This is a genomic window from Serratia sp. CY44782, from assembly GCF_052168715.1.
Lineage (GTDB): Bacteria > Pseudomonadota > Gammaproteobacteria > Enterobacterales > Enterobacteriaceae > Serratia > Serratia nevei.
In genome coordinates, this window is record NZ_JBJNME010000011.1 from 1 (window position 1) to 26,373 (window position 26,373).

Here is a 26,373-nt window from a genome sequence, read left to right on the forward strand (position 1 = left end):
ACAACCACGAAAGGACGCATTCATCATTAAATGACATGACTCCGGCTGAATTCATCCGAAGTCTCCGGAAAGACGAAGATCTCTGATTTAGCACTGCACTGATTTTGGGCCAAGGTCAAAACAACGGATATCTCAAAAAGTTCATGGAACTAAAGCCGGGATGCTTACACTGTCATGCATCTTATATGCGGATTATTTAGTGTTGTTGTATGTTTAAAACGCTTGAAGACTTGGATGAAGCTCTGTGCCAACCATTGAAACCCGAAACAATAAAAGTTGAAGTTTTTCTTCTACCCGGAAAGTGAATTTCATAGCCATACTAGATATTCCATTACGGCACGGATTTTTGCAGGGAGGCTTTTGCCTTTCACCCCTTGTCCTAAATAGTCTGTTATCTTGTTAATCCGCAGTTCAATGCGAGAGCAAGGTAAAATCAGAGAGCATGGATAAGGGAGCCGCAGTTAAGATGAAAGCAGAAAACACACCGATCACCCATTAGTTTTGCAAGAAATTCGGATGTTGAATCTGCAGGTTTTAATTTCAATGCATTAGTCTATTTTATTTTGACTGGTTAATTCGTGAAGAATATTATTTTTTTGATGGGGTAAATAGGCGTCGGCTGATGTAATAAATACTTCAGCCGCGATGGATTATAATATTGCACCTTCTATAAAGCTATTCTCAGTTATGTGTTGTTTAATTTCGAAGAAAAGATCTTCTTGATTGAGCGAGCCAAGGTTTTCGCATAGTTCATTTGTTTTACATGAATATGATATACCCATCCTAGGATTGAACAGCTCAACTTCATCAATAACTAGTCTTTTCTTAGAGTAAAAGTTCAATGTACAATAAATTAATATTTGCCTAACGTCTACTACTCCAAAGTTCCTAGCACCTGACTTTATCTCTATCAATCTACCTGGAATGTATAAGTCTCCGTTTGAATGGTTTATATAACCACAACCTGAAAAGAAAGGCGATATAATGATGTCCTTCATACTGTCATAATATCGTGTATATAACCTTAGGGTTAACATTCGGGTTGTGGTTAGTTCCTTTGATGTTAAAGGTAACGAAAAATTAGAACCGTAAGCAAACTTAGATAATCTTTTTTTAGCATTGGCGTATATTTCAAGGAACTTATCACTTTTATAAAACTCGATTGAATCTAAACTAGGCGTTTTTATTTTATTTGATAATATCTGTTTGTATATCTCAAACGCCAGTTCATTTATTAAAGCAATGTTCTCTTTTCTATTTAGCTCGCCAGTAGGAGCGTCAACTATCTCGAAAAGCCCGTCATTAATAAGACGCACATAATGCTTTTCGTTTGGCAATAATTGGTTCCAGAAGGATGTAAATCTTTTTGCAAATGTGAGTTCGGAAATCATAAAGCATCTCCAATATTCTTAGTTGCTTTCCTCTTAGCTCCCCACTCTTTATAAATTGTCTCTATGAAATTTAAATTCCTCTTGTTATGATTTCTCCAGTGCTCTCCTTCATCCCCTAATTGATATGTTGAAATGATAAAAGTTCTTCGTTGCAATGCATTCATTGTTGGGAAGCTACGTTTCAAATCTGATAACCAAAAATGGACATTCCATTTAAGCATCGCTTGAGTGACTATGTTTGTTATTAAAATACTATTAATGTTATTGTTATAAACTTCAGTCAATAGTATTTGACTTGTTGTGCTGTTTTGTCTAGATAATAGTTTGCAAACATACGCTAGATTTAACTCCGTCTTAAGAATGAATGAGTCTTTATCAATTAAGTCCTTCACTGAGTTGAATATATAATCTTTAGTACGAGCGTCAAATCTATCCCAGTTAGATGTAGCAACCTGCATAATAGTCGTAAAAATAGGGTATAAATCATTAAAACTTAAGCAGATGACGTTGTAAGCACTGGAAAGCGTGCTGTCATCTACCGCAGCAAAAGAGCGGATTAGTTGTTTACTAAATGGTTGATTGATTTTCGATTTTTGTAATTCATCACTTAACATTCCCAATAGGTCAAAATTCTTGAGAGCGTCCTTTATCTCTTCATATTGTTCCGCTGCATTTGCAGAATATGGATCATACCTAATAGGCAGTGACATAAAGTTTGCTTTCATTGGGGATTTTTCATCTTCGTCTAGTCCGTTGACTTTTGATTTTGTTAATATTATAAATTCCTCTTTTGACATTATATTTGTTTTGTGTTTTTGTAATGTAAGTCCTTCATTTTCCATAAGCTTTCTGCTTAAAAAGGTTAATGCTGAATGCGCTGATTCTTTACTCTCACAAAATATATAAAAGTCATCTACATATCGCTTAAATTTAAACCCATGCACGCTTAAAATATGATCTATTGAGCTAAGGGATAATTCAGCAAGTATACGGGAAGCTGGGCAACCAACAGGGACTCCATAAGAGTTTGTGCCTGAAAAAAGCTGTAGAAGTTTTTTGATTTTACTTGATGTGTTTTTGTGTTCATCCAGGCGGTCTAATGCATTCTCTAAACGGTGATGGTATATTCTAGGGTAAAAATCTGCAATATCACAGGTCAAAATAAAGTTAACATCATCACCTTCTTCACAAAGCTTTAAGCTATCAAGCTGGAATTTTCGCCAATTAACTTTTTTATCAAATAATGAAAAATCAGAGATGTCTGGACTGTACCTATAGGAATAAACAGTGTTTTCGTCGAGTCTGTCATTCTCAATTTCCTTGCTTAGCTTAATTACCAAGCCTAAGAAAAAAGCATTCCAGTATGGGTCTATCTGGGTTGCCCATCTATATCCAGTATATCCGACTGTAGAACAACTGCTAATGTTTAGCGGTGGGGCGATATCTCTTTTTTTATCAAAATTATCATATGTATCCTTTAAGGATGCTAACATTTCAACTTCCATGTCATCAAACATTCTAGTTTCATATGGGAAAGGAAAAATATCCGTATCACCATACTTAACTATATTTTTCAAGGCAAGCTTAAAGCAGCTTTCAATATCTTCCTGTTTAAATTTAAATACAGGCTTTGTTGTCTTTGTCATGCGTAAACTCCATTTTTGCTATTAATAATTAATGCTCCCCACCAAGCCATCAACTCTTTTCTCTGTTCAATATAAGTCGAGCGATTGTATACTTTTCGAACTTCATTCTTATCGCTATGAGCTAATGCTGCTTCAATTACATCTGGGTTAAAGCTAGCCTCATTCATTGCCGTACTGGCGATAGAACGTAAACCATGCGCAACTAATTTCCCACCATATCCGATACGTTTAAGCGCTGCGTTCGCAGTTTGGCTGTTCATAGGATTATGTGGGTCGTTGCGACTTGGGAATACGTACACACGGTTACCACTTATTGGTTCCATTATCTTAAGTATTGATAATGCCTGATCTGAGAGTGGAACAATGTGATCTCGCTTCGCTTTCATTCGTTCGGCCGGGATGCGCCACTCCTTTTTCTCGATATCGATCTCGGCCCACGCTGTTGCCGAGGCTTCTGCAGGGCGTATCAGCGTAAGCAATTGCCATTCCAGCAAACAGCGCGTTGGTATAGATAGATTACTCATCGAAATAGTACGCATCAGCTTAGGCAGTTCTTCGGGCCGTATCGTCGGCATATGCTGCTTTTTGGGGCGTTCAAACGCATCACCAATACCTGAGGCCGGGTTAGCTTCAATCAAGCCGGTGTTGACAGCGTAGATCATGATTTCGTTGATGCGTTGCACCAATCGGCGAACTGTTTCCAAAGCTCCACGCGCTTTGATAGGCTCCAGCACCTGGATTAGCAAACGGGCCTTAATTTCCTGAACAGGGACATTCTCCAGGGAGGGCAAAATATCTTTCTCAATGGAACGCCAGATATCTTTCGCGTGATCCACGCTTACGTGGGCTTGCTTCAATGCGAACCACTGCTTGGCAACGTTAAGGAAAATGCTCTCCTGCGCGATCTGTTGCTGTTCTATCTCTTCGGCTTCTTTGGCCTGTGGGTCAATCCCCTTTGCCAGTATGGCGAGTTTCTCTGCGCGGATCTGCCGAGCATCGGCCAGGGAAATGGCTGGGTATGAACCGATGCCGATCATAGTGCGTGAGCTGGTGCCAGGGCGAAGGTAACGGAAACGCCAGAGTTTCTTTCCGGAGGTTTTGACTAACAGGAACAAACCGTCACCGTCATGCAGGGTGAGGTCTTTATCGGTGGCTTTGGCTTTTTGTACTTCGGTATGCGTGAGGGGGCGTGTAGTGCGCCATGCGTGGATTCTTCCATAATTGGTATACGTTTATGGCATACATTTTAACGTATACCTAAACGTATACCAATAAATCCCGGATTTAGCCGGAGACGCTCGGACGATTACGGATACAAAAAAGCCCGCAAACCTAGGTGGGATGCGGGCTTTCCGTACTTTCCCGGACGTATCCGGAACATAATGTGGTGGAGCTGGGGGGATTTGAACCCCCGTCCGAAATTACTACACCGTCGGCACTACATGCTTAGTCCAATCTTTACATTCGCCGGCCAGCTGCGGATGGACACGCTACTGACAGACTAGCCTGATTGAGTTTAACGCTTCAGCCCCAGGCAGGACGTCCACGCGATCTCTTTTGGGTTTGACCTCTCTTGATCCCCGTCCTAAGAGCGGAGGCTAGGGAGAGAGGGCTCTAAGCAGGGTATTAAGCTGCTAAAGCGTAGTTTTCGTCGTTTGCGACTATTTTTTTGCGGCTTTTTACGAGGCCAACCGCCCCTCGGCATGCTCCTAGGGCTTCGCAAATCCCGTCGAATCCAGAATCAGCCCCAAGTAACTTTGTGCAGTATACCAGAAGTTTACCTCGATAAGCCAGCGGCTTAACGATTGGCGTGCTTCATGATACGGGCTTTCGCCGTCTGCCATTCGCGATCTTTGATGTCATCGCGTTTGTCGTGCTCTTTCTTGCCTTTGGCTACGCCGATCTTGATCTTGCTCCAGGCATTTTTCCAATACAGGGACAAGGCCACCACGGTGTAGCCATCGCGGTTGACGCGGCCGAGCAGGGTATCCAGCTCGCGTCGGTTCAGCAGCAGTTTACGGGTACGCGTCGGATCGCACACCACATGCGACGAAGCCACGTTGAGCGGAGTGATGGTGGCGCCAAACAGATAGGCTTCACCGTCACGGAACGTCACGTAGCTGTCGCTGAGGTTGGCTTTGCCTGCACGCAGCGATTTAACTTCCCACCCTTGCAGCGACAGGCCCGCCTCGAACTCTTCTTCAATGAAGTATTCGAAACGTGCGCGCTTGTTTTGAGCAATGGTGGCGGAACCGGGTTTGTGTGCTTTTTTCTTTGTCATAGTGCGTTCATTATACTGGATGCTTCAGCGAAAGAAATCCTTTCCCGTTCAGCACCTGCGCAATTTTTCGCATTTTTGGCGCCCCCATCCCTTAGCAGATTTTTTGTTTGCCGCCAGATAAATGGTATTATCTGTACGTTTTATGTCTCACAGGAAATGATATGCCCCAGATCAGTCGGTCTGCATTAGTGCCGTTCAGCGCCGAGCAGATGTATCAGTTGGTTAACGATGTTCATTCTTATCCCGATTTTCTGCCAGGCTGCACCGGCAGCCGGGTGCTTAACGCTACCTCCAACGAAATGACCGCCGCGGTGGACGTCGCCAAGGCCGGTATCAGCAAGACCTTCACCACGCGCAATACGCTGCTGGATAACCAGAGCATCAATATGCAGCTGGTCGATGGTCCGTTCCGCAAGCTGATGGGGGGCTGGCAGTTCACGCCGCTGAGCGAAGAGGCCTGCAAGGTGGAGCTGCACCTGGACTTCGAGTTCACCAACAAACTGATAGAGCTGGCGTTCGGCAAGGTGTTCAAAGAGCTGGCGGGTAGCATGGTGCAGGCATTTACCCAGCGGGCGAAAGAGGTCTACAGTGTCTGACATCCAGGTCGAGGTGGTGTACGCCTTGCCGGAGCGTCAGTACCTGCGCAAGGTGAAGCTGGCCGAGGGCAGCAGCGTCGAGCAGGCGATCCAGGCTTCGGGCCTGCTGGAGCTGCGCCAGGATATCGATCTCAAGAGCAATAAAATCGGCATCTACAGCCGCCCGGCCAAGCTGGGCGATACGCTGAACGACGGTGACCGGGTGGAGATCTACCGGCCCTTGATAGCCGATCCGAAAGAGCTGCGCCGGCAACGGGCAGAAAAGGCAAAAAAATAAGGCGCTATGAGCGCCTTATTTTTTATCTGAAACTGATTTCTCTTCCGCGTTGCAGCCTGCGACTGTCATGAGGAACATCATGCCCCTCATGGGCCGGAAGAGCGGGCGGCGCCGATTACTTGGTCAGCGCCGGTTTGTTCTGGATATCGGTCAACACGCCTGCGCTGTCGAAGGTCAGCGTCAGCGTCTGCTGGGTGATGTCTTCATGGCCAGGTTGCTGGCGGAACACATAGAACCACGTCTGAGTCCCGAACGGGTCTTGCAGCATTGGGGTGCCCAATGTGTAAGCGACCTGTTGCTGGGTCATCCCTTTCTGAATTTTCGCCACGTCGGTCGACGTCAGGTAGTTCCCCTGGTTGATGTCAGGACGATAAACCACCTTTTCAAAAGTAGAACAGCCTGCAGTCAGCATCACAAGAACTACAGCGGCGGCAGTCAGCGTTTTACAGCGCATAGTAATCACATTCCTTTAGGGCATAGGATGCCGATGATAATAGACCTTGCGGCAGTTGGAAACCTTTATACCCTTCATCTTTCAAGTTGCGACGCGTTGGCTTTCTTTCAGCACCTCAAGCGCTTGGCCTGTTTCAGGCCGTTGAGGAGGCTTCGAATCGCCGCCGCGCCGCACTTTAGATATCTTTCGGGTCAACAGCGTCACTGTCAGACCGCAGGAAAGTGAAAAAGTTGAGCTTTTTTATGCCGCCAGCAGTTCTTTGGCGTTCGCCAGCGTATTGCGGGTGACTTCGCTGCCGCCGAGCAGGCGCGCCAGCTCCTGCAGCCGGGCGCGCTTATCCAGCGGCGCCATCTGGGTTTCGGTGACCGTGCCGTCGGTCTGCTTGCTGACGAACAGGTGCTGATGCCCGCACCCGGCCACCTGTGGCAGGTGGGTCACGCACATCACCTGGGTGGATTCGCCGAGCTGGCGCAGCAGGCGGCCGACGATGGCGGCGGTCGGGCCGCTGATGCCCACGTCGACCTCATCGAAGATCAGCGCCGGGGTTTCCATCTTGCGGGCGGTAATCACCTGAATGGCCAGCGCGATGCGCGACAGCTCACCGCCGGAGGCGACCTTCGCCAGCGGCTGCAGCGGCTGCCCCGGGTTGGTGGAGACGCAGAACTCGGTGCGGCTGGCCCCTTCGGCGCTCAGATGCTGCGGCTCGAAACGCACATCGATGTTGAACTTGCCGTGCGGCATGGAGAGCGCCTGCATGCTGTCGGTAATGAGCGTGGTCAGCTCGGCGGCGTAATTCAGGCGTTTCTGATGCAGCTGCTCCGCCAGCGCCAGCGCCTGCTGGTGATGCAGGGTGACCGCCTCGTTCAGGTGCTCATGGTCGCTTTCCTGCTGTGAAAGCAGCTGTTGTTCATCCAGCAACTGCTGATGCAGCTGCGGCAGCTCTTCCGGCGCAACCTGGTGTTTGCGCGCCAGGCTGATTTGGCGCGACAGGCGCTGTTCCAGCTCGTGCAGGCGATTGGGATCGAGATCCATACGATCGGCGTAGTGACGCAGCTCATCGCTGGCTTCGCTAATCTGGATAGAGGCCTCTTCCAGCATGTCCAGCAGGCCGCTGAGCTTGTCGTCCAGCCCGGCCAGCTCGAGCAGCAGGTGCTTGGCGCTGTAGAGTTGGCTGAGCATGTTGTTCTCGTCGCTGTCGGCCAGCAGCTGCAGCGTCTGCTGGCTGAGGGTCAGCAGCTGGCCGCTGTTGGCCAGGCGCTTGTACTCGGCGTCGGTCTGTTCGAACTCGCCGGCCTGCGGCGCGAATTCGTTCAGCTCTTTCAACTGGTATTGCAGCAGCTGCTTGCGCGCTTCGCGCTCGATGGACTGCTGCTGATGGTGCGCCAGCTCGCGGCAGCTCTGGTGCCAGCGTTGGTAGGCCTGGCTCATCGCCGCCAGCAGGGCGGGTTCGTCGGCGTAGGCGTCGAGCAGCGCTTTTTGGTGCTCCGGTTTGAGCAGCAACTGATGGGCGTGTTGACCGTGGATTTGGATCAGGCGTTGCCCCAGTTCGCGCAGCTGCGACAGTGGCACGGCGGTGCCGTTGATAAAGCCGCGTGAACGGCCGTCGGCGTTGATCACCCGGCGCAGCAGGCATTCGTTGCTGTCGTCCAGCTGGTTCTGTTCCAGCCACTCGCGCGCGGACGGGGTGTCCGCCAGCGAGAAGCGGGCGCAGATGTCGGCGCGGGCGGCTCCCAGGCGCACCACGTTGCCGTCGGCGCGGTTGCCGAGGCACAGCCCCAGCGCATCGATGGCGATGGATTTGCCGGCGCCGGTTTCACCGGTGATCGCCGTCATACCCGGTTGAAAATCGATTTCCAACTCACGAACGATAGCAAAGTTGCTGATGGTTAATTGCGCCAGCATGGGAACCTTCCTGTGTATAAATACATAACTGTAATTTCATACAGTATAAACTGGTTTTATATACAGTAAAGTGGCCAGCGCAGATTTTAGAACAATTTTTTCGACCAGCCCAGCTTGGTGCTTAACGTGTTGAAATAGCTGTAGTCCTTCGGGTGAATCAGATTCAGGTGGAAATCGCTGCGGCGGATCAGCACTTCTTCCCCTTCCTGGATTGGCAGTGCGATCTGGCTGTCGCAGCTGATCTCCAGATCGCTGCCGATCTGCGAAAACTTCAGGCGGATGGTGCTGTCGCCGTTGATCACCAGCGGCCGGGCGGAGAGAGTGTGTGGGAACATCGGCACCAGCGCGATCGCCTCCAGCGACGGGGTGAGGATCGGCCCGCCGGCAGAGAGCGAGTAGGCGGTGGAGCCGGTCGGCGTGGCGATGATCAGGCCGTCGGAGCGCTGCGAGAAGGCGAAGCGATCGTCGATGTACACTTCGAATTCGATCATGTGCGCCACTTTGCCGGGGTGCAGCACCACTTCGTTGATGGCGGTGCTGATGCGGCACTGCTGGTGCTCTTTATGCACGATGGTTTCCAGCAGGAAACGCTGTTCGTCGATGTATTCGCCTTCCAGCACGTCCGCCAGCTGCTGCAGGGCGTTGTCGGGATCGAGATCGGTGAGGAAGCCGAGGTTGCCGCGGTTGACCCCGATCACCTTGATGTCGTAACGCGCCAGCACGCGCGCGGCGCCGAGCATGTTGCCGTCGCCGCCCACCACCACCGCCAGATCGGCCCGCTGGCCGATATCCGCCAGGCTGCCGGTCACGGCGTCTTTCAGCCCCAAATCATGGGCGATCTGGCGTTCGACCATCACCGAATAGCCGCGGGCGACCAGCCAGTGGAACAGCATCTCGTGGGTTGCCAGCGCTGAAGGGTGACGCGGGTGGCCAACAATGCCAATACAGGCGAATTTTTTATTCATTTGTTGTGATTTTCCTCACCGGGACCCGTTTATGCCCCACATTGTGACCGGTTGACTTGAAACCCCGGTTTTGATCCCCATAATAAGCCAAGTTGCGAGATTAATGCTAAAACGCGGAGATATTCATGAGTAGTAAAGAACAGAAGACGCCAAACGAGCAAGTCTCGGAAGAAATGGAACAACACGCTCATCACGATGATACGCTGCCGGAAGCGGCGGAAGGCGTCGATCTGCGCGATGCGCGTATCGCCGAACTGGAAGCCCAACTGGCGGAAGCTCAGCAGCACGAGCGCGACAGCCTGCTGCGCGCCAAAGCGGAAGCGGAAAACATCCGCCGCCGCGCTGAACTGGACGTCGAGAAAGCGCACAAGTTCGCCCTGGAGAAATTCTCCGGCGATCTGCTGCCGGTGATCGACAACCTGGAGCGCGCGCTGGATCTGGCGGATAAAAACAATCCTGAACTGGCCGCGATGATCGAAGGCATCGAGTTGACGCTGAAATCGCTGCTGGACGTGGTGCGCAAGTACGGCATCGAAATCGTCGGCGACGTCAACGTGCCGTTCAACCCGGAAGTGCATCAGGCGATGAGCATGATGGAATCCGCCGATCATCAACCGAACCACGTGATGATGGTGATGCAGAAAGGCTATACGCTGAACGGCCGCCTGCTGCGTCCGGCGATGGTTGCAGTCTCCAAAGCCAAGGCGTAATCGCCCCGGCAACGCATAAAGAAAGGCACCCGAGGGTGCCTTTTTTGTCTCTGTGCTACGCCTGCGGCAGGCGCGGCATCCAGTCGATCGGCGTGAGCCCCTGCTGCTCCAGCAGCTGATTGGCCTGCGAGAAGTGACGGCAGCCGAGGAAACCGCGGTGCGCGGAGAGCGGCGACGGGTGCGGCGCCTTCAGCACATGGTGGCGGTTGCGGTCGATAAAGTTGCCTTTCTTCTGCGCGTGCGAGCCCCACAGCAGGAACACCACGCCTTCACGGTTCTCGTTCAGGGCGGCGATCACTTTATCGGTAAAGGTTTCCCAGCCCAGGTTGGCGTGCGAATGCGCGCGGCCGCCTTCCACCGTCAGCACGGTGTTGAGCAGCAGCACCCCCTGTTCGGCCCAGCTTTGCAGGTAGCCGTGATCCGGGCGTTCGAAGCCGGGAATGTCGGTTGCCAGCTCTTTATACATATTCACCAGCGACGGCGGCGCCGGTACGCCGGGGCGCACCGAGAAAGAGAGACCGTGCGCCTGATTGGGGCCGTGATACGGATCCTGGCCGAGGATGACGACCTTGACGTCCGCCAGCTCGGTATAGCGGAAAGCGTTGAACACGTCCTTCTGCGGTGGATAAATGGTCTTACCGGCCTGGCGTTCAGCGGCAACAAAGGCGAGCGTTTCAACAAAATAGGGCTGCTCTTTCTCTTTGCCGATCACGTCATGCCAGGTGAGGGAGGTGGCCATAAACGCTCTCCTTTGTTTTCTTTAGCAATTCATGGGCTATAGCTTACCGTTTCGGCACGCGCAGCGAAACCCGCTTTTCATTTCTCACCGCCGTGTCTTATGCAATTATTTTTGAAAATTTACAAAAATAATTGGTTTTTGCCGCAGTGGGAAAATTGATATAAAACATAAATTTGCCCCTTCACGCCCTGTGCCTACCCGGTAAAAATTGATTTTAATCAAGGAACTGGCCTGGTCAGGCTGGTATACAGAACAACAAGACAACAATGGTTTTACCAAATGGCCGAAACCAGAATTGGGTTTTCTCACGACGTGAATTTTTACGCCCTTGTACGGAGGCAACATAATGATTACCGGTATTCAAATTACCAAAGCGAATGACCAGGCGCTGGTGAATTCTTTCTGGCTGCTGGACGATGAAAAAGCGGAAGCTCGCTGCGTGTGCGCCAAGGCCAACTACGCGGAAGATCAGGTTGTCGCGGTGAGCGACCTGGGCCAGATCGAATACCGTGAAGTGCCGCTGGAAATGCAGCCGACCGTGCGCGTGGAAGGCGGTCAGCACCTGAACGTCAACGTGCTGCGTCGCGAAACCCTGGAAGACGCGGTCAAGCACCCGGAAAAATACCCGCAGCTGACCATCCGCGTGTCCGGCTATGCGGTGCGCTTCAACTCCCTGACGCCGGAACAGCAGCGCGACGTTATCGCCCGCACCTTTACCGAAAGCCTGTAATTTGCGGCGCAGTCAATCAGGGAGCTTCGGCTCCCTTTCTGGCGTTTGGCGGCCGAAAACCGAACGTGGATCACATTCTGTACAAAGATAAGCATTTCTAATACAGAACTCATCCGACCTGCCGATAGCTAAATCAGCACCTATTCAGGTGCTCAATAAAAAGTCTATCGACAAGGAGTCGGCATGAGTATGCCTTTAAGTTTTACCTCTGCAGTATCCCCGGTGGCCGCGATCCCTACGCCTCGCGCCGCTACCGAGACGGCGACGGCGGCGCAGCCCGCGGCAGCGCCGGCAAATCCGGCGCCGGTGGCCTCTCCCTCTCAGAACACGCTCAATGCGCAGAATCTGTTGAATACGCTGGTCGGCGATATCTCAGCGGCGGCACCGACGGCGGCGGCAGCGCCGGGCGTGACGCGGGGGCAGCAATCGCAGGAGGGGGATTATGCGTTGGCGCTGTTGGCCAAGGACGTTTACTCACTCACTGGCCAGGGTGCCGCCGGGTTCAACCGCCTGAGCGACAGCGCGCTGCTCGGTTTCGGCATCGATCCCGCCAGCCTGCACGACGCGGGCAGCGGTTTCCAGGCCGGGATTTACAGCAACGACAAGCAGTATGTGTTGGCGTTCGCCGGCACTAACGACTGGCGCGACTGGCTGAGCAACGTACGGCAGGCGACGGGCTATGACGATGTGCAGTACAATCAGGCGGTTGCCGCTGCCAAAAGCGCCAAGGCGGCCTTCGGCGATGCACTGGTGATCGCCGGCCATTCGCTTGGCGGCGGTCTGGCGGCCACCGCCGCGCTGGCGACCGGCACCGTCGCGGTCACCTTCAACGCGGCCGGGGTCTCGGATTACACCCTGAATCGCCTGGGTATCGATCCGGCGGCGGCGAAGAAAGATGCCGAAGCCGGCGGCATTCGCCGCTACAGCGAGCAATATGACATGCTGACCAGCACCCAGGAATCGACCTCGCTGATCCCGGACGCCATCGGCCACAACATCACCCTGGCCAACAACGATACCCTGACCGGCATCGATGACTGGCGGCCGAGCAAGCATCTGGATCGCAGCCTGACGGCGCACGGCATCGACAAGGTGATAAGCTCGATGGCGGAACAAAAGCCGTGGGAGGCGAAGGCCAATGCCTGAAGGGCGTCGCTTGCGGCGGGCGCTGGCGATAGCCTTACTGGCGCTGGTCGCGGTGACCGGTTTACTGATGATGGCTAAGGAGCAACAGATGGGGCAGGAGATTTCGCCGTTTGACGGCCGCAGCAATCTGGCGCTGGCTCAGGCGGTGGCGCGCGGCGATACGCAGGGTATCCATGCGCAGGCCACGCAGGATCGTTTGCGCGAGCGGGGCGATCGGCAGGTCACGCTGTTGCAGTGGGCGGTGCTTTCGCAGCAGCCGGATAGCGTGCAGGCGTTGCTGGATCTCGGCGCCGACCCGGCGGCGGCAGGGCTGGACGGCAACAGTGCGCTGCACACCGCGGCGATGCTGCAAGACGCGCAGTACCTGCGGTTGCTGCTGGCCAAAGGGGCGCAGGTGAACGTGCGTAATGCCGTTACCGGCGCCACGCCGCTTGCGGCGGCGGTGCTGGCCGGGCGTGAAGAGCAACTGCGGATGTTGCTGGCGGCCGGGGCGGACACCACCTTGAGCGACCGGCTGGGGGATACTCCGCTGCATCTGGCGGCGAAGATTAACGCGCCGCACCTGGCGCTGCTGCTGTTGCAGGCCGGGGCCGATGCCCGGGCGCGCAACCAGCAGGGCGTCGCGTTCCAGTTTTATTTCTCGCAAACGCCGGCGCATTTGCAGAATGACGAACTGAAGGCGCAGTTCCGCGAACTGGATAAATGGCTGCAGGGGCACCGCCTGGCCACGCACTACGCGCAGCAGTAAACGCCCATAAAAAAACCGCCTGTACAGGCGGTTTTTTCTTAGGCAGCGGTGGTTATTCCGCGTCGCCGGCCGGTTTGGCCTTCGCCTGACGGCGTTTGCCGACGTTTTTGGCGTCGCGATGGCGCACTTTCACCTTGGCCTTTTCTTTGTTCTTCGCTTTATCTTCCGCGCGTTTGGCCAGCACTTTCTTCGATGGCTTGCCGTTGCTCTTCTCGTTCGGCACCTTGGTTTTCGGCCGCAGTTCGTCGATCACGCGCGCTTTCAGCGGCTCGTTCAGGTAACGGCCCACTTTGCCCAGCAGCAGATGGTCGTGCGCTTCCACCAGCGAAATGGCGGTGCCTTTGCGCCCGGCGCGGCCGGTACGGCCGATGCGGTGCAGGTAGGTGTCCGCCGTGCGCGGCATGTCGAAGTTGAACACGTGGGTGATATCGAGGATATCCAGACCGCGTGCGGCAACGTCGGTGGCGACCAGCACGTTAACCCGGCCATCCATCATGCGTTTGACCGCTTCGTTGCGTTTGGCCTGCACCATTTCGCCTTCGAGATAGCAGGTGTTGATGCCTGCTTCGCGCAGCCAGGTGGCCAGCTCGTGCACGCGCTCGCGTTTGCGCACGAAGATCACCGATTTCTGCACGTCCGGCTGCTTCAGCAGGTGGATCAGCAGCGCGGTTTTGTGCTGCACGTCATCGGCACGGTAGTACCACTGCAGGATCTTTTTGCGTTCGCGGCGCGACGGATCGGCTTCCACTTCCACCGGCTCTTTCAGGATGCGCTCGGCGAATTCGCGAATTGCTTCGCCTTCCAGCGTGGCGGAGAACAGCAGCGTCTGGTTGCGCCAGCGGGTTTCGGCGGAGATGGTTTCGATGTCCTGCGCGAAGCCCATGTCGAGCATGCGGTCGGCTTCGTCGAGGATCAGGGTTTCCACCGCGCGGCAGTCGAAGTTCTCTTCTTTAATGTATTGCAGCAAACGGCCGGTGGTGGCGACCACCACGTCCTGGTTTTCGCTGAACACTTCCGCGTGGTTCATGTAAGCGACGCCGCCGGTGATGGTGGCGATATCCAGCGAGGTATGAGCAGCCAATTCACGTGCCTGATCGGCGACCTGCATCGCCAGTTCACGCGTTGGCGTCAGGATCAGTACGCGCGGCGGGCCGGATTTTTTGCGTGGAAAGTCCAGCAGGTGCTGCAGCACGGGCAGCAGGAAGGCGGCGGTTTTGCCGGTGCCGGTCGGAGCCGAACCTAAGACGTCGCGCCCGTCCATCGCCGGCGGGATCGCAGCGGCCTGAATGGCGGTGGGGCGATCGTAGCCTTTGTCGCGCAGCGCGTCGATCAGGCGATCATCGAGTTCGAGTTCGGAAAAAGTGGTTGCTGTCATGGTCTACCTCTACTTGGGGCGCCGATTATAGACGGGTTGGCCGCGATCTTCACCTATTTAAGCGGAAAGCCGCTCTTTTCCCGTCGATCAGATTGCCTTATGCTACGCCAGTTTTATAGCCAGGTGGTGAGTGTGAGCAAGCGATCGAAAGCCGATTTTACCCCGCGCCGCGGGGGTTTTACCTTTAAACAATTCTTTGTCGCCCACGATCGTTGCGCCATGAAAGTGGGCACCGACGGGGTGCTGCTCGGCGCCTGGGCGCCGCTGGGGCAGGCGCGCCGGGTGCTGGACATCGGCAGCGGCAGCGGGCTGATCGCGCTGATGCTGGCGCAGCGCAGCGGCGACGAAGTGACCATTGACGCGGTGGAGCTGGATGAAGCCGCCGCCGGCCAGGCGCGCGAAAACGCGGCGGAGTCACCGTGGCCGCAGCGCATCCGCGTGCATGCGCAGGATATTCACCATTATGCGCAGCAGCATGCCGCTGAGTATGATCTGATCGTCAGTAATCCGCCTTATTTCGAGCCGGCGGTGGCCTGCCGCGACCAGGCGCGCCACAACGCGCGTTACACCGAAACCCTGACGCACGATGCGCTGTTGGCCTGTGCGGCACAGCTGCTGGCGGAACAGGGAACGTTCTGCGTGGTGCTGCCGCACGACATCGGCGCCGAATTCGAACGTCTGGCGCAGCAAAGCGGCTGGCAGACGGCGGCGAAAGTGAACGTCAGCGATCGGGCCGATACGCCGCTGCACCGGGTGCTGCTGGCGCTGACGCGGCGGGAAACGCCGCTGCGGGAGCAGGCGCTGGCGATCAAGCAGGCCGATGGCAGCTATACCGACGATTTCCGCCGGTTGATCGCCGACTTCTATCTGTTCTACTGAAAAGAAAAGGGCACCGATTAGGCGCCCTGTCGCAGAGTTTAAGGCTGCAAAATGGTCGGCAGCGCTTCCGGCAGCAGATCCGGATAGTCCAGCGTGTAGTGCAGGCCGCGGCTCTCTTTGCGCGCCATGGCGCTGCGCACGATAAGCTCGGCCACCTGCACCAGATTGCGCAGCTCCAGCAGGTTGTTGGAGATGCGGAAGTGAGCGTAGTACTCGTCGATTTCCGCCTGCAGCGTGTTGATGCGGCGCAGGGCGCGTTCCAACCGCTTGGTGGTGCGCACGATGCCGACGTAATCCCACATGAACAGCCGCAGCTCGTGCCAGTTGTGCTGAATCACCACCCGTTCGTCCGCATCGTCCACCCGGCTTTCATCCCAGTGCGGCACCTGTTTGGCCTGCTGAATGAACGGCAGGCGCTGCAGAATGTCTTCCGCCGCCGACCAACCGTACACCAGGCACTCCAGCAGCGAATTCGACGCCATGCGGTTGGCGCCGTGCAGGCCGGTATAGCTGACCTCGCCGATGGCGTACAGCCCGTCGAGATCGGTGCGGCCGTGCTGATCGACCATCACGCCGCCGCAGGTGTAGTGCGCCGCCGGGACGATCGGGATCGGTTGCCGGGTCAGATCGAAGCCCAGCGTCAGCAGCTTCTCTTGGATCATTGGGAAGTGCTGGGTGATGAACTCCGCCGGCTTGTGGCTGATGTCCAGGTACATGCAGTCGGCGCCCAGGCGCTTCATTTCATGGTCGATGGCGCGGGCGACGATATCGCGCGGGGCCAGTTCGCCGCGCGGGTCAAAATCGGGCATAAAGCGGCTGCCGTCCGGGCGCTTCAGGTAAGCCCCTTCGCCGCGCAGCGCTTCGGTCAGCAGGAAGTTGCGCGCCTGAGGATGGAACAGGCAGGTCGGGTGGAACTGGTTGAACTCCAGGTTGGCGACCCGGCAGCCGGCGCGCCAGGCCATGGCGATGCCGTCGCCGGAGGAGATATCGGGGTTGGTGGTGTATTGGTATACCTTAGCTGCGCCGCCGGTGGCCAACACCACCGTTTTGGCGCGGTAGGTTTCCACCCGCTCCAGCTCGCGGTTCCAGACGTAAGCGCCCACCACTCGGCGGGTGCCCGGCAGGCCGATTTTGTTCGAGGTAATCAGGTCAACCGCGTTGCGGCGCTCCATCACGTAAATATTGGGGTGAGCGCTTGCTTTCCCCACCAGCGTGGTCTCTACTTCCTTACCGGTAGCGTCCGCGGCGTGCAGAATGCGGCGATGGCTGTGGCCGCCTTCGCGCGTGAGGTGATAATGCTCCTCGCCCTGCGCGTTGACCTCGGTGTCGAACAGCACGCCCTGATCGATCAGCCACTGCACGCAGTGGCGCGCGTTGCCGGCGATGAATTCGACGGCCTCTTTGTCGCACAGGCCGGCGCCGGCAATCAAAGTGTCATCAACGTGTGAGGCAATGCTGTCCGTCTCATCGAACACCGCGGCGATCCCGCCCTGGGCGTAAAAGGTGGCCCCCTCGCTGAGCGGCCCCTTGCTGAGAACGGTAACCTTGCAATGCTGCGCCAGGCGCAGCGCCAGTGACAGGCCCGCAGCGCCGCTGCCGACGATCAGTACATCGCTAACATGTTCAGATGATGGTTGCATAACGTATGATGTGTGCAGAAGAAGAGTGAATTTCATGTTAGCCTAACTGTCCGGGCAAAAGCCACGGATAGGGCGACATCAACAGAAAAAACAATGGCGATATGGAACTTCGTGTTCTATATGAACTCCAAGCGAGTGCTTGCTCAGGAAAATAATGTATGGCTGGCAGTACAATTTTACGCGTGGAGACGGATTTGGGGAGAGTTTACCTCGGATGAGCGAGCAGTTAACGGATCAAGTTCTGGTCGAGCGGGTCCAAAAGGGCGATCAGAAATCGTTTAACCTACTGGTAGTGCGCTATCAGCATAAGGTGGCGAGTCTCGTTTCCCGCTATGTGCCGCAGGGCGATGTGCCCGATGTGGTGCAGGAGTCGTTTATCAAGGCCTATCGCGCACTGGAATCGTTCCGTGGCGACAGCGCTTTTTATACCTGGTTGTATCGAATCGCCGTGAACACGGCAAAGAATTATCTGGTTGCTCAGGGGCGCCGTCCGCCATCCAGTGATGTGGACGCCAACGATGCGGAAAATTACGAAAGTGCGGGCGCACTGAAAGAAATTTCGAACCCTGAGAACTTAATGTTGTCAGAAGAGCTGAGACAGATAGTTTTCCGTACCATTGAGTCGCTCCCTGAGGATCTTCGCATGGCGATTACCCTGCGGGAGTTGGATGGTCTAAGCTACGAAGAGATAGCCGCCATCATGGATTGCCCGGTCGGAACCGTACGTTCGCGTATTTTCCGCGCCCGGGAAGCTATCGATAATAAAGTTCAACCGCTGATCCAGCGTTAGCAATGGCGGGCACAGGAAGGGTACTTAGGCATGCAGAAAGAAAAGCTTTCCGCTCTGATGGATGGTGAATCGTTCGACAGCGAGCTGTTGAGTTCTCTGTCGCAAGATCGAACGCTTCAACAAAGCTGGCAGAGCTATCACCTGATACGTGACACACTGCGAGGTGATGTCGGGCAAGTGATGCATCTCGACATCGCCGATCGCGTAGCCGCTGCACTTGAGAAAGAACCCGCCCGGCTGGTGCCTTCCGCCGTTCAGGAATCTCAGCCGCAGCCTCATACCTGGCAGAAAATGCCGTTCTGGGACAAAGTGCGTCCTTGGGCGAGCCAGATTACGCAAATCGGTATGGCGGCCTGCGTGTCGCTGGCGGTGATCGTCGGCGTACAGCACTATAACCAACCTGCTGCGACATCGAACGCGTCCGAATCGCCGGCCTTCACCACGCTGCCGATCATGGGCCAGGCCTCACCGGTCAGCCTGGGCGTCCCGGCCGACAGCTTCTCCACCGGCAGCGGCCAACAGCAGCAGGTGCAGGAACAGCGCAAGCGTATCAACGCCATGCTGCAGGACTATGAACTGCAACGTCGCCTGCATTCGGATCAGCTGCAGCTTGAACAAAGCAACCCGCAACAGGCTGCCATTCAGGTTCCCGGAACTCAGTCTTTAGGAATGCAACAGCAGTAATGAAGCAAATCTGGTTCTCCGTTTGTTTATTGACGGGCAGCCTGCTCTATTCCAGCACCGCCCCGGCGCAGCCAACTGCGTCCGGGGCGTTATTGCAACAGATGAGCAGCGCCAGCCGTTCTCTCAATTACGAGCTCGCCTACATCAGCATCAGCAAGCAGGGAATCGAGTCGTTGCGCTATCGCCATGCGGTGATAGGCAACGTGCCGCTCGGCCAGCTGTTACATATGGACGGCCCGCGCCGCGAAGTCTTGCAGCGCGGCGGCGGGATCAGCTACTTCGAGCCTGGCCTGGAGCCGTTCACGCTCACCGGCGATCACATCGTCGATGCGTTGCCGGCGATCGTCTATGCCGATTTCACCCGTCTGGCCAAGTACTACGACTTCATCTCCGTGGGCAGCACCCGCATCGCCGATCGGCCGTGTGAAGTGCTGCGCGTGGTGGCGCGCGACGGTTCCCGCTACAGCTACATCGTCTGGATGGACGAGGACACCAAGCTGCCGCTGCGGGTGGATCTGCTCGACCGCGACGGCGAAACGCTGGAGCAATATCGGGTGATCTCCTTCGCGGTCGGCGCCGACGTGCAGGGCGCGATGCAGGGGCTGCTCAAAGCCAACCTGCCGCCGCTGCTGTCGCTGCCGGCGGTGGAAAACGTCCAGCTCAGTTGGAGCACCGGCTGGCTGCCGGCCGGGGTGGACGAGGTGGCGCGCAATCGCCGCAAATTGCCGAACGTTGCCGTGCCGGTCGAATCCCGGCTTTACAGCGATGGTCTGTTCAGCTTCTCGGTCAACGTCAGCCCGGCGGGCAGCGGAGCCGGGCAGCAATACTATCGTCAGGGGCGCCGCACCATTCAGACCGAAGTGCGCGCGGGCAACGAAATCACTATCGTGGGCGAATTGCCGCCGGCTACGGCCAAACGCATCGCCGACAGCATTTCTTTCAAGGTATCGCCGTAATGATGAAAGAGTGGGCCACGGTGGTTTCGTGGCAACAGGGCGTAGCGCTGCTGCGCTGTGAACCCAAGGCCGGTTGCGGCAGCTGTACCGCGCGCTCCGGCTGCGGCGCGCGCGCGTTGAACGAGCTGGTGCCGGAAACCGAGCATCAGCTGCAGGTGCATATCGATCAGCCGCTCGAACCGGGGCAGCGCGTCGAGGTCGGCATTGCGGAAGGCAGCCTGCTGCGCTCCGCCATGCTGGTTTACCTGACGCCGCTGCTGGGCATGATGTTGGGCGGTACCTTGCTGCAATATTGTTTCGGTAGCGACGCCTCGGCGGCGATCGGCGCCGTGCTGGGCGGCGGGGCGGCCTTTATGCTGGCGCGCCGGTTGGCCCGGCGTCTGGGCGAGCAGGCCGATTACCAGCCGGTGGTGCTGCAGATTGGGTTGCCGCCTACCGCGATGCGCATGCAGGCGGAAAACTCCCCGCTGATTTAAACCGACGGCCGCGTCATCGCCGGGTTGTGATAGGCGGGGATGCGGTTGTGGATCATATGCTCCAACAGCGCGATGAACAGATCGGCGCTGAGCAGCGAATCGTAGTTAATCGCGAACAGCACATTTCCCTGGCCGTCGAGCAAACGGATGCCGCGCTGCGGATGGTTTTCCACCGCGCGGATCTGCTCGAGCGGCACGTTTCCCCGTTCCGTGGCCAGCAAAGTGGCGCTTAGCCGCAGCGTTTCGGTCGGCGTACCTTGCCGTTTGCCCAGCAGCAGCTGCCACAGCCAGCGTGCGTCGCCTTCAACGGTGTGAAACGGCACCACCTCCCCCTGATAGAGCGCATTCAATGCCAGCGGCCCGCGCTGCTGCAGCTGTTGGTCGACGATCACGTCCGCCAGCCGCCACGAATGGGCGACGTTGCTGAAAACCGTACACCAGGGCTGATCCGCGCCGGCGCGGAACGCCGTGACGTCAAACAGCCCGCCAAAAGCTTTGCCGCCGCGAAAGCGATAGATGTCGCCGATTTTCTCAAACGGGATGAAGCGTTCTTTGTGATGGTGGCCGTCAAAGACCCGCACGCCGTGCTCGTACAGGCGATAGGTCAGCGTCGGGCGCAGATAGTGCCGCAGCGCCAGCAGCGTACAGCCGAGTAAAACCGTGCCCGCGCCGGCCTGCAACAGCGTGATGACTTCACTCTCATCAATGCTGCTCAGCAGCGGCAGCACCAACAGCGCTGCTCCCACGCTAAACAGCAGCGCCGCCGCCGCCAGAATGCCCCAGTTGACCTTCGAAAAATCGTGCCGGCTCAGCATTTGCCCTTTATCGATCATATGCACCTTCCAATCAACGTACGCAGATATGCTGCTGAACCCCGGTGGGCTGCCGATGTAGTGCCCGGAATAATGTTTTGTCGCGGAGTTCATGCCCTTTCTATCCGAGGGGCGGTGGTGGCGTATATGGGGTTTTTCCTAAAGGCAAAGGGGCGAAATGGAATTCTAAGAGGTTGATCCAAATATTCTTTTTTTATAATTTCGGAGAGGGTTTATTGCGCTGCGGCCGGTTATGTATTAGCGCCGGAGTTTGACGGCCACGGAGTACCTGCAAGCCCCGGGCTCAGGCCGTATCTTCCGTGTTAACATCTGTTTTCACCCGCCGGGGTGCCCTGTAACATTTAGCTGCGCATAATAGAATGCCTTCACTGCACCGATCGCTAGGTTTTCAGTGGTGTGGCATGTAGAATGCAGCGATTCAGGTGCAAGACGGCCTAACCCATTCACTGTCGCTTTAGGTCCATGCGGGTTTCTATAGGCGAGTAATTCAGAAATACCAAGGCAGAAAAACTTTTATAATGAAGCATATACGAAATTTCTCCATTATTGCCCATATTGACCACGGTAAGTCGACGCTGTCTGACCGCATTATCCAAATCTGCGGTGGCTTGTCCGACCGTGAAATGGCCGCGCAGGTGCTCGATTCCATGGATCTGGAGCGCGAGCGCGGCATCACCATCAAAGCGCAGAGCGTGACGCTGGATTATAAGGCGCTGGATGGGCAGACCTATCAACTCAACTTTATCGACACCCCCGGCCACGTTGACTTCTCCTATGAAGTTTCCCGCTCGCTGGCGGCCTGCGAAGGCGCGCTGCTGGTGGTGGATGCCGGTCAGGGCGTAGAAGCCCAGACGCTGGCCAACTGCTACACCGCGATCGAAATGGATCTGGAAGTGGTGCCGGTACTGAACAAGATTGACCTGCCGGCCGCCGATCCGGATCGCGCCGCACAGGAAATCGAAGACATCGTCGGCATCGACGCTACCGATGCGGTGCGCTGCTCGGCCAAAACCGGCGTCGGCGTGCCCGAGGTGCTGGAGCGCCTGGTGCGCGACATCCCACCGCCGCAGGGCGATCCGGATGCGCCGCTGCAGGCGCTGATCATCGACTCTTGGTTCGATAACTACCTGGGCGTCGTCTCTCTGGTGCGCGTCAAGAACGGCACGCTGCGCAAGGGCGACAAGATCAAGGTCATGAGCACCGGCCAGGTGTACAACGCCGATCGCCTGGGCATCTTCACGCCGAAGCAGGTCGATCGCGACGTGCTGAACTGCGGCGAAGTGGGCTGGCTGGTCTGCGCGATCAAAGACATCCTCGGTGCGCCGGTGGGCGATACCCTGACGCAGGCGCGTCAGCCGGCGGATAAAGCGCTGCCGGGCTTCAAGAAAGTGAAGCCGCAGGTGTACGCCGGTCTGTTCCCGATCAGCTCCGACGACTATGAATCCTTCCGCGATGCGCTGGGCAAACTGAGCCTCAACGACGCCTCCCTGTTCTACGAGCCGGAAAGCTCCACCGCGCTGGGCTTCGGCTTCCGCTGCGGCTTCCTCGGCCTGCTGCACATGGAGATCATTCAGGAGCGTCTGGAGCGTGAATACGATCTGGATCTGATCACCACCGCGCCGACGGTAGTCTACGAAGTGGAAACCACCGGCAAAGAAGTGATCTACGTCGACAGCCCGTCCAAGCTGCCGCCGTTGAACAATATCCAGGAACTGCGCGAGCCGATCGCCGAATGCCACATGCTGATGCCGCAGGAATACCTGGGCAACGTCATCACCCTGTGCGTTGAGAAACGCGGCGTGCAGACCAACATGGTCTACCACGGCAACCAGGTGGCGTTGACCTATGAAATTCCGATGGCGGAAGTGGTGCTCGACTTCTTCGACCGCCTGAAGTCCACGTCGCGCGGCTATGCGTCGCTGGATTACAACTTCAAGCGCTTCCAGGCTTCCGACATGGTGCGCGTGGACGTGCTGATCAACAACGAGCGCGTGGATGCGCTGGCGCTGATCACCCACCGCGACAACTCGCAGTATCGCGGCCGTGAACTGGTGGAGAAGATGAAAGATCTGATCCCGCGTCAGCAGTTCGACATCGCGATTCAGGCGGCGATCGGCACGCACATCATCGCGCGTTCCACCGTGAAGCAGTTGCGTAAAAACGTGCTGGCGAAATGCTACGGCGGTGACGTCAGCCGTAAGAAAAAGCTGCTGCAGAAACAGAAAGACGGTAAGAAACGCATGAAGCAGGTCGGCAACGTCGAGCTGCCGCAGGAAGCGTTCCTGGCCATTCTGCACGTCGGTAAAGACGGCAAGTAACCGCGACGAGTTCGCGAAACGAGGGAGTTTGCATGGCGAATATGTTTGCCCTGATCCTGGCGTTGGCCACCCTGGTCACCGGGATCATCTGGTGCTTCGAGCGCTTTAAATGGGCGCCGGCCCGCCGCGCGAAGATCGCGGCGGTCAACGAGCAGACCGCGGGCGCCGTAGACGATAAAACGCTGGCGAAAGTGGCAAAGCAGCCTGGTTGGGTAGAGACTGGCGCATCGGTGTTCCCGGTGCTGTTGCTGGTCTTTGTGGTGCGTTCGTTTATTTACGAACCGTTCCAGATCCCGTCCGGCTCAATGATGCCGACGCTGTTGATTGGCGATTTCATTCTGGTGGAGAAATATGCCTACGGCATTAAAGATCCGATTACCCAGACCACGCTCATTGAAACCGGCCATCCGAAGCGCGGCGATATTGCGGTATTTAAATATCCGCTGGATCCGAAACTGGATTATATCAAGCGCGTAATTGGCCTGCCGGGCGATCGTATTACTTACGATCCGGTGAATAAGCGCGTTACGGTGCAGCCGTCCTGCAACAGCGGGCAGTCCTGCGATACCGCGCTGGCGGTGACCTACGCGGACGCCCAGCCGAGCGACTTCGTGCAGCTGTTCAGCCGCAGCGGCATGGGTGAGGCCAGCAACGGCTTCTACCAAATCCCGCTGAACGACAACGTGCCGCAGGGCGGCATTCGTCTGCGCGAGCGTCAGGAGAGCCTGGGCAACGTGACCCACCGCATCCTGACCGTGCCGGGCACGCAGGATCAGGTGGGCGCTTACTACCAACAGCCGGGCAAACCGCTGGCGGAGTGGGTGGTGCCGGCCGGGCATTACTTCATGATGGGCGACAACCGCGATAACAGCGCGGACAGCCGCTACTGGGGCTTTGTGCCGGAGAAGAATCTGGTGGGTAAAGCCACGGCCATCTGGATGAGCTTTGAAAAGCAGGAAGGTGAGTGGCCTACCGGCGTGCGTTTCAGCCGGATCGGCGGCATTCATTAATCGCTGACTTATTCTCTGTCTATTTCACGCCGCAGCCTACTGCGGCGTGAAAGATTAAGGGGATATAAACACAGCATTATGTTTCCACTCGTTGTAGAATACTTTCTCGAGCGATAAAAAGTTGGCTCCTGCTGGGAGCCACTGCAAACGAAACAGCTTTGGATCGGCTTTCGGCGAAGCAGGCCTGTTCCGTATGCTGCAAGTTTTTGACGCATTCTTGATCTATTGGTAACTCATGAACCCCATCGTAATAAACAGGCTGCAGCGGAAGCTGGGCTACACTTTTCAACAGCAGGAGCTTTTACTGCAGGCTTTGACTCACCGCAGCGCCAGCAGTAAACACAATGAACGTCTTGAGTTTCTGGGTGACTCGATTCTGAGCTTTGTCATCGCCAATGCGCTCTATCACCGCTTTCCTCGCGTAGACGAGGGCGATATGAGCCGCATGCGTGCCACGCTGGTGCGCGGCAACACGCTGGCGGAGATGGCGCGCGAGTTTGACCTGGGCGAATGTCTGCGGCTTGGGCCAGGCGAATTGAAAAGTGGTGGGTTCCGCCGCGAGTCAATCCTGGCGGATACGGTGGAGGCATTGATCGGCGGCGTGTTCCTGGACAGCGACATCCAGACCGTCGAGCGTCTGATTTTGGACTGGTATCGCAGCCGGTTGGACGAAATCAGCCCCGGTGATAAGCAGAAAGACCCGAAAACCCGTTTGCAGGAATTTTTGCAGGGGCGTCATCTGCCGTTGCCTTCTTATTTGGTGGTGCAGGTTCGCGGTGAAGCGCACGACCAAGAGTTTACCATCCACTGCCAGGTGAGTGGTTTGAGCGAGCCCGTGGTGGGCACCGGCTCGAGCCGCCGTAAAGCCGAGCAGGCGGCAGCGGAACAAGCGCTGAAAAAGCTGGAGCTTGAATGAGCGAAGTAAAACAACACTGCGGGTTTATCGCCATCGTCGGCCGCCCGAACGTGGGCAAATCGACGTTGCTGAACCAACTGCTGGGGCAGAAGGTTTCCATTACGTCGCGTAAGCCGCAGACGACCCGTCACCGCATCATGGGCATCGATACCGATGGCGCCTATCAGGCGATCTACGTCGATACCCCAGGGCTGCACATCGAAGAAAAACGCGCCATCAACCGCTTGATGAACCGCGCGGCCAGCAGCTCGATCGGCGACGTCGAACTGGTGATCTTCGTGGTCGAAGGCACCAACTGGACCGCCGACGACGAAATGGTGGTCAACAAGCTGCGCAGCCTGCGTTGCCCGGTATTGCTGGCGATCAACAAGGTTGATAACGTCACCGACAAATCCAAGCTGTTGCCGCACATCGCGTTCCTCAGCCAGCAGATGAACTTCCTCGACGTGGTGCCTATCTCCGCCGAGAAAGGGATGAACGTCGACACCATCGCCGGCATCGTGCGCAAGCTGCTGCCGGAAGCGGAACACCACTTCCCGGAAGACTACATCACCGATCGCTCCCAGCGCTTTATGGCGTCTGAGATCATCCGCGAGAAGCTGATGCGTTTCCTGGGCGAAGAGCTGCCGTATTCGGTGACGGTGGAAATCGAACAGTTCGTGGCTAACGATCGCGGCGGCTACGATGTGCACGGCCTGATCCTGGTCGAGCGCGAAGGCCAGAAGAAAATGGTCATCGGCAACAAAGGCGCCAAGATCAAAACCATCGGCATCGAAGCGCGCCAGGACATGGAACAGATGTTCGACGCCAAAGTGCATCTCGAGCTGTGGGTGAAAGTGAAATCCGGTTGGGCGGACGACGAACGTGCGCTGCGCAGCCTGGGCTATGTTGACGATCTGAAGTAACGATCC

26 protein-coding genes and 1 other RNA gene are annotated in these 26,373 nt (G+C 56.1%); 15 read left to right on the forward strand and 12 right to left on the reverse strand.

The window, feature by feature from the left end; translation table 11 throughout:
* Positions 1-650: 650 nt before the first annotated feature.
* From ACJ8HT_RS20060 to smpB, 5 genes are all read right to left on the reverse strand, one after another.
* The gene (locus ACJ8HT_RS20060) at positions 651-1,391 is read right to left on the reverse strand and encodes a hypothetical protein (RefSeq protein WP_197653310.1); all 741 of its coding nucleotides are present in this window, start codon (positions 1,389-1,391) and stop codon (positions 651-653) included.
* Positions 1,388-3,037, reverse strand: coding sequence for an RNA-directed DNA polymerase (locus ACJ8HT_RS20065; protein ID WP_197653309.1), 1,650 nt, complete (start codon positions 3,035-3,037; stop codon positions 1,388-1,390). Before ACJ8HT_RS20065 ends, ACJ8HT_RS20060 begins: the two co-directional genes overlap by 4 nt.
* Entirely contained in the window at positions 3,034-4,248 is a 1,215-nt protein-coding gene (locus ACJ8HT_RS20070) for an integrase domain-containing protein (protein WP_197653314.1), read from the reverse strand. The genes ACJ8HT_RS20065 and ACJ8HT_RS20070 overlap by 4 nt, the downstream gene beginning before the upstream one ends.
* A 174-nt stretch (positions 4,249-4,422) precedes the next feature.
* Positions 4,423-4,786: a transfer-messenger RNA gene (gene ssrA / locus ACJ8HT_RS20075) on the reverse strand.
* Positions 4,787-4,835: 49 nt separating this feature from the next.
* Entirely contained in the window at positions 4,836-5,318 is a 483-nt protein-coding gene (smpB, locus tag ACJ8HT_RS20080) for an SsrA-binding protein SmpB (RefSeq protein ID WP_016929804.1), read from the reverse strand.
* Positions 5,319-5,479: 161 nt separating this feature from the next.
* On the opposite strand from smpB, the gene ACJ8HT_RS20085 reads away from it, so the two are divergent.
* Both ACJ8HT_RS20085 and ACJ8HT_RS20090 read left to right on the forward strand, forming a co-directional pair.
* On the forward strand, positions 5,480-5,914 hold the full coding sequence (locus tag ACJ8HT_RS20085; protein WP_004929096.1) for a type II toxin-antitoxin system RatA family toxin: 435 nt from the start codon (positions 5,480-5,482) through the stop codon (positions 5,912-5,914).
* Positions 5,907-6,191 (forward strand): RnfH family protein, encoded by a 285-nt coding sequence (locus ACJ8HT_RS20090; protein WP_004929098.1) that lies wholly within the window; start codon positions 5,907-5,909, stop codon positions 6,189-6,191. The genes ACJ8HT_RS20085 and ACJ8HT_RS20090 overlap by 8 nt, the downstream gene beginning before the upstream one ends.
* A gap of 115 nt (positions 6,192-6,306) precedes the next feature.
* Here ACJ8HT_RS20090 and bamE read toward each other — a convergent pair whose 3' ends face one another.
* From bamE to nadK, 3 genes are all read right to left on the reverse strand, one after another.
* On the reverse strand, positions 6,307-6,645 hold the full coding sequence (bamE, locus tag ACJ8HT_RS20095; RefSeq protein WP_004929101.1) for an outer membrane protein assembly factor BamE: 339 nt from the start codon (positions 6,643-6,645) through the stop codon (positions 6,307-6,309).
* Positions 6,646-6,885: 240 nt separating this feature from the next.
* A complete protein-coding gene (gene recN / locus ACJ8HT_RS20100) occupies positions 6,886-8,547 on the reverse strand; it encodes a DNA repair protein RecN (RefSeq protein ID WP_060425057.1) in 1,662 nt (553 codons plus the stop codon).
* 86 nt (positions 8,548-8,633) lie between these two features.
* Positions 8,634-9,512 carry an NAD(+) kinase gene (gene nadK / locus ACJ8HT_RS20105; RefSeq protein WP_019452304.1) on the reverse strand — a complete coding sequence of 293 codons (879 nt, stop codon included), beginning with the start codon at positions 9,510-9,512 and terminating at the stop codon, positions 8,634-8,636.
* A gap of 125 nt (positions 9,513-9,637) precedes the next feature.
* On the opposite strand from nadK, the gene grpE reads away from it, so the two are divergent.
* Entirely contained in the window at positions 9,638-10,222 is a 585-nt protein-coding gene (grpE, locus tag ACJ8HT_RS20110) for a nucleotide exchange factor GrpE (protein ID WP_025303955.1), read from the forward strand.
* Between the two features lie 55 nt (positions 10,223-10,277).
* On the opposite strand, the gene ung is transcribed toward grpE, so the two are convergent.
* The gene (gene ung / locus ACJ8HT_RS20115) at positions 10,278-10,961 is read right to left on the reverse strand and encodes a uracil-DNA glycosylase (protein ID WP_033635636.1); all 684 of its coding nucleotides are present in this window, start codon (positions 10,959-10,961) and stop codon (positions 10,278-10,280) included.
* A 346-nt stretch (positions 10,962-11,307) separates the two neighbouring features.
* Between ung and grcA the strand changes: the two genes are divergently transcribed.
* From grcA to ACJ8HT_RS20130, 3 genes are all read left to right on the forward strand, one after another.
* Positions 11,308-11,691 carry an autonomous glycyl radical cofactor GrcA gene (gene grcA, locus ACJ8HT_RS20120; protein ID WP_004929114.1) on the forward strand — a complete coding sequence of 128 codons (384 nt, stop codon included), beginning with the start codon at positions 11,308-11,310 and terminating at the stop codon, positions 11,689-11,691.
* Between the two features lie 183 nt (positions 11,692-11,874).
* Entirely contained in the window at positions 11,875-12,837 is a 963-nt protein-coding gene (locus tag ACJ8HT_RS20125; protein ID WP_159318514.1) for a DUF2974 domain-containing protein, read from the forward strand.
* Positions 12,830-13,585: an ankyrin repeat domain-containing protein gene (locus ACJ8HT_RS20130; protein WP_194573032.1), complete on the forward strand. Its 756-nt coding sequence runs from the start codon at positions 12,830-12,832 to the stop codon at positions 13,583-13,585. Before ACJ8HT_RS20125 ends, ACJ8HT_RS20130 begins: the two co-directional genes overlap by 8 nt.
* A 52-nt stretch (positions 13,586-13,637) precedes the next feature.
* Here ACJ8HT_RS20130 and srmB read toward each other — a convergent pair whose 3' ends face one another.
* On the reverse strand, positions 13,638-14,960 hold the full coding sequence (gene srmB, locus ACJ8HT_RS20135; RefSeq protein ID WP_016929798.1) for an ATP-dependent RNA helicase SrmB: 1,323 nt from the start codon (positions 14,958-14,960) through the stop codon (positions 13,638-13,640).
* Between the two features lie 99 nt (positions 14,961-15,059).
* On the opposite strand from srmB, the gene trmN reads away from it, so the two are divergent.
* Positions 15,060-15,839: a tRNA(1)(Val) (adenine(37)-N(6))-methyltransferase TrmN gene (trmN, locus tag ACJ8HT_RS20140; RefSeq protein WP_060441112.1), complete on the forward strand. Its 780-nt coding sequence runs from the start codon at positions 15,060-15,062 to the stop codon at positions 15,837-15,839.
* Positions 15,840-15,877: 38 nt separating this feature from the next.
* Here trmN and nadB read toward each other — a convergent pair whose 3' ends face one another.
* On the reverse strand, positions 15,878-17,479 hold the full coding sequence (gene nadB / locus ACJ8HT_RS20145; RefSeq protein WP_197653308.1) for an L-aspartate oxidase: 1,602 nt from the start codon (positions 17,477-17,479) through the stop codon (positions 15,878-15,880).
* Between the two features lie 214 nt (positions 17,480-17,693).
* Between nadB and rpoE the strand changes: the two genes are divergently transcribed.
* The 4 genes from rpoE to rseC are packed head-to-tail and all read left to right on the forward strand — an operon-like array spanning position 17,694 to position 20,385.
* Complete coding sequence (gene rpoE / locus ACJ8HT_RS20150) at positions 17,694-18,269, forward strand: RNA polymerase sigma factor RpoE (RefSeq protein WP_004929136.1); 576 nt, start codon at positions 17,694-17,696, stop codon at positions 18,267-18,269.
* Positions 18,270-18,299: 30 nt separating this feature from the next.
* A complete protein-coding gene (gene rseA / locus ACJ8HT_RS20155; RefSeq protein WP_060441113.1) occupies positions 18,300-18,953 on the forward strand; it encodes an anti-sigma-E factor RseA in 654 nt (217 codons plus the stop codon).
* Positions 18,953-19,909 carry a sigma-E factor regulatory protein RseB gene (gene rseB, locus ACJ8HT_RS20160; protein ID WP_194573034.1) on the forward strand — a complete coding sequence of 319 codons (957 nt, stop codon included), beginning with the start codon at positions 18,953-18,955 and terminating at the stop codon, positions 19,907-19,909. The genes rseA and rseB overlap by 1 nt, the downstream gene beginning before the upstream one ends.
* Positions 19,909-20,385 (forward strand): SoxR-reducing system protein RseC, encoded by a 477-nt coding sequence (rseC, locus tag ACJ8HT_RS20165; protein WP_049200768.1) that lies wholly within the window; start codon positions 19,909-19,911, stop codon positions 20,383-20,385. The genes rseB and rseC overlap by 1 nt, the downstream gene beginning before the upstream one ends.
* Here rseC and ACJ8HT_RS20170 read toward each other — a convergent pair.
* Complete coding sequence (locus ACJ8HT_RS20170) at positions 20,382-21,218, reverse strand: hypothetical protein (protein WP_087762397.1); 837 nt, start codon at positions 21,216-21,218, stop codon at positions 20,382-20,384. The genes rseC and ACJ8HT_RS20170 overlap by 4 nt on opposite strands.
* Before the next feature lie 518 nt (positions 21,219-21,736).
* Between ACJ8HT_RS20170 and lepA the strand changes: the two genes are divergently transcribed.
* From lepA to era, 4 genes are all read left to right on the forward strand, one after another.
* The gene (gene lepA, locus ACJ8HT_RS20175; protein WP_033635625.1) at positions 21,737-23,536 is read left to right on the forward strand and encodes a translation elongation factor 4; all 1,800 of its coding nucleotides are present in this window, start codon (positions 21,737-21,739) and stop codon (positions 23,534-23,536) included.
* A 32-nt stretch (positions 23,537-23,568) separates the two neighbouring features.
* Complete coding sequence (gene lepB, locus ACJ8HT_RS20180) at positions 23,569-24,546, forward strand: signal peptidase I (protein ID WP_033644122.1); 978 nt, start codon at positions 23,569-23,571, stop codon at positions 24,544-24,546.
* 235 nt (positions 24,547-24,781) lie between these two features.
* Positions 24,782-25,462: a ribonuclease III gene (gene rnc, locus ACJ8HT_RS20185; RefSeq protein WP_004929158.1), complete on the forward strand. Its 681-nt coding sequence runs from the start codon at positions 24,782-24,784 to the stop codon at positions 25,460-25,462.
* Positions 25,459-26,367 carry a GTPase Era gene (gene era, locus ACJ8HT_RS20190; RefSeq protein ID WP_004929162.1) on the forward strand — a complete coding sequence of 303 codons (909 nt, stop codon included), beginning with the start codon at positions 25,459-25,461 and terminating at the stop codon, positions 26,365-26,367. The genes rnc and era overlap by 4 nt, the downstream gene beginning before the upstream one ends.
* Positions 26,368-26,373 lie beyond the last annotated feature (6 nt).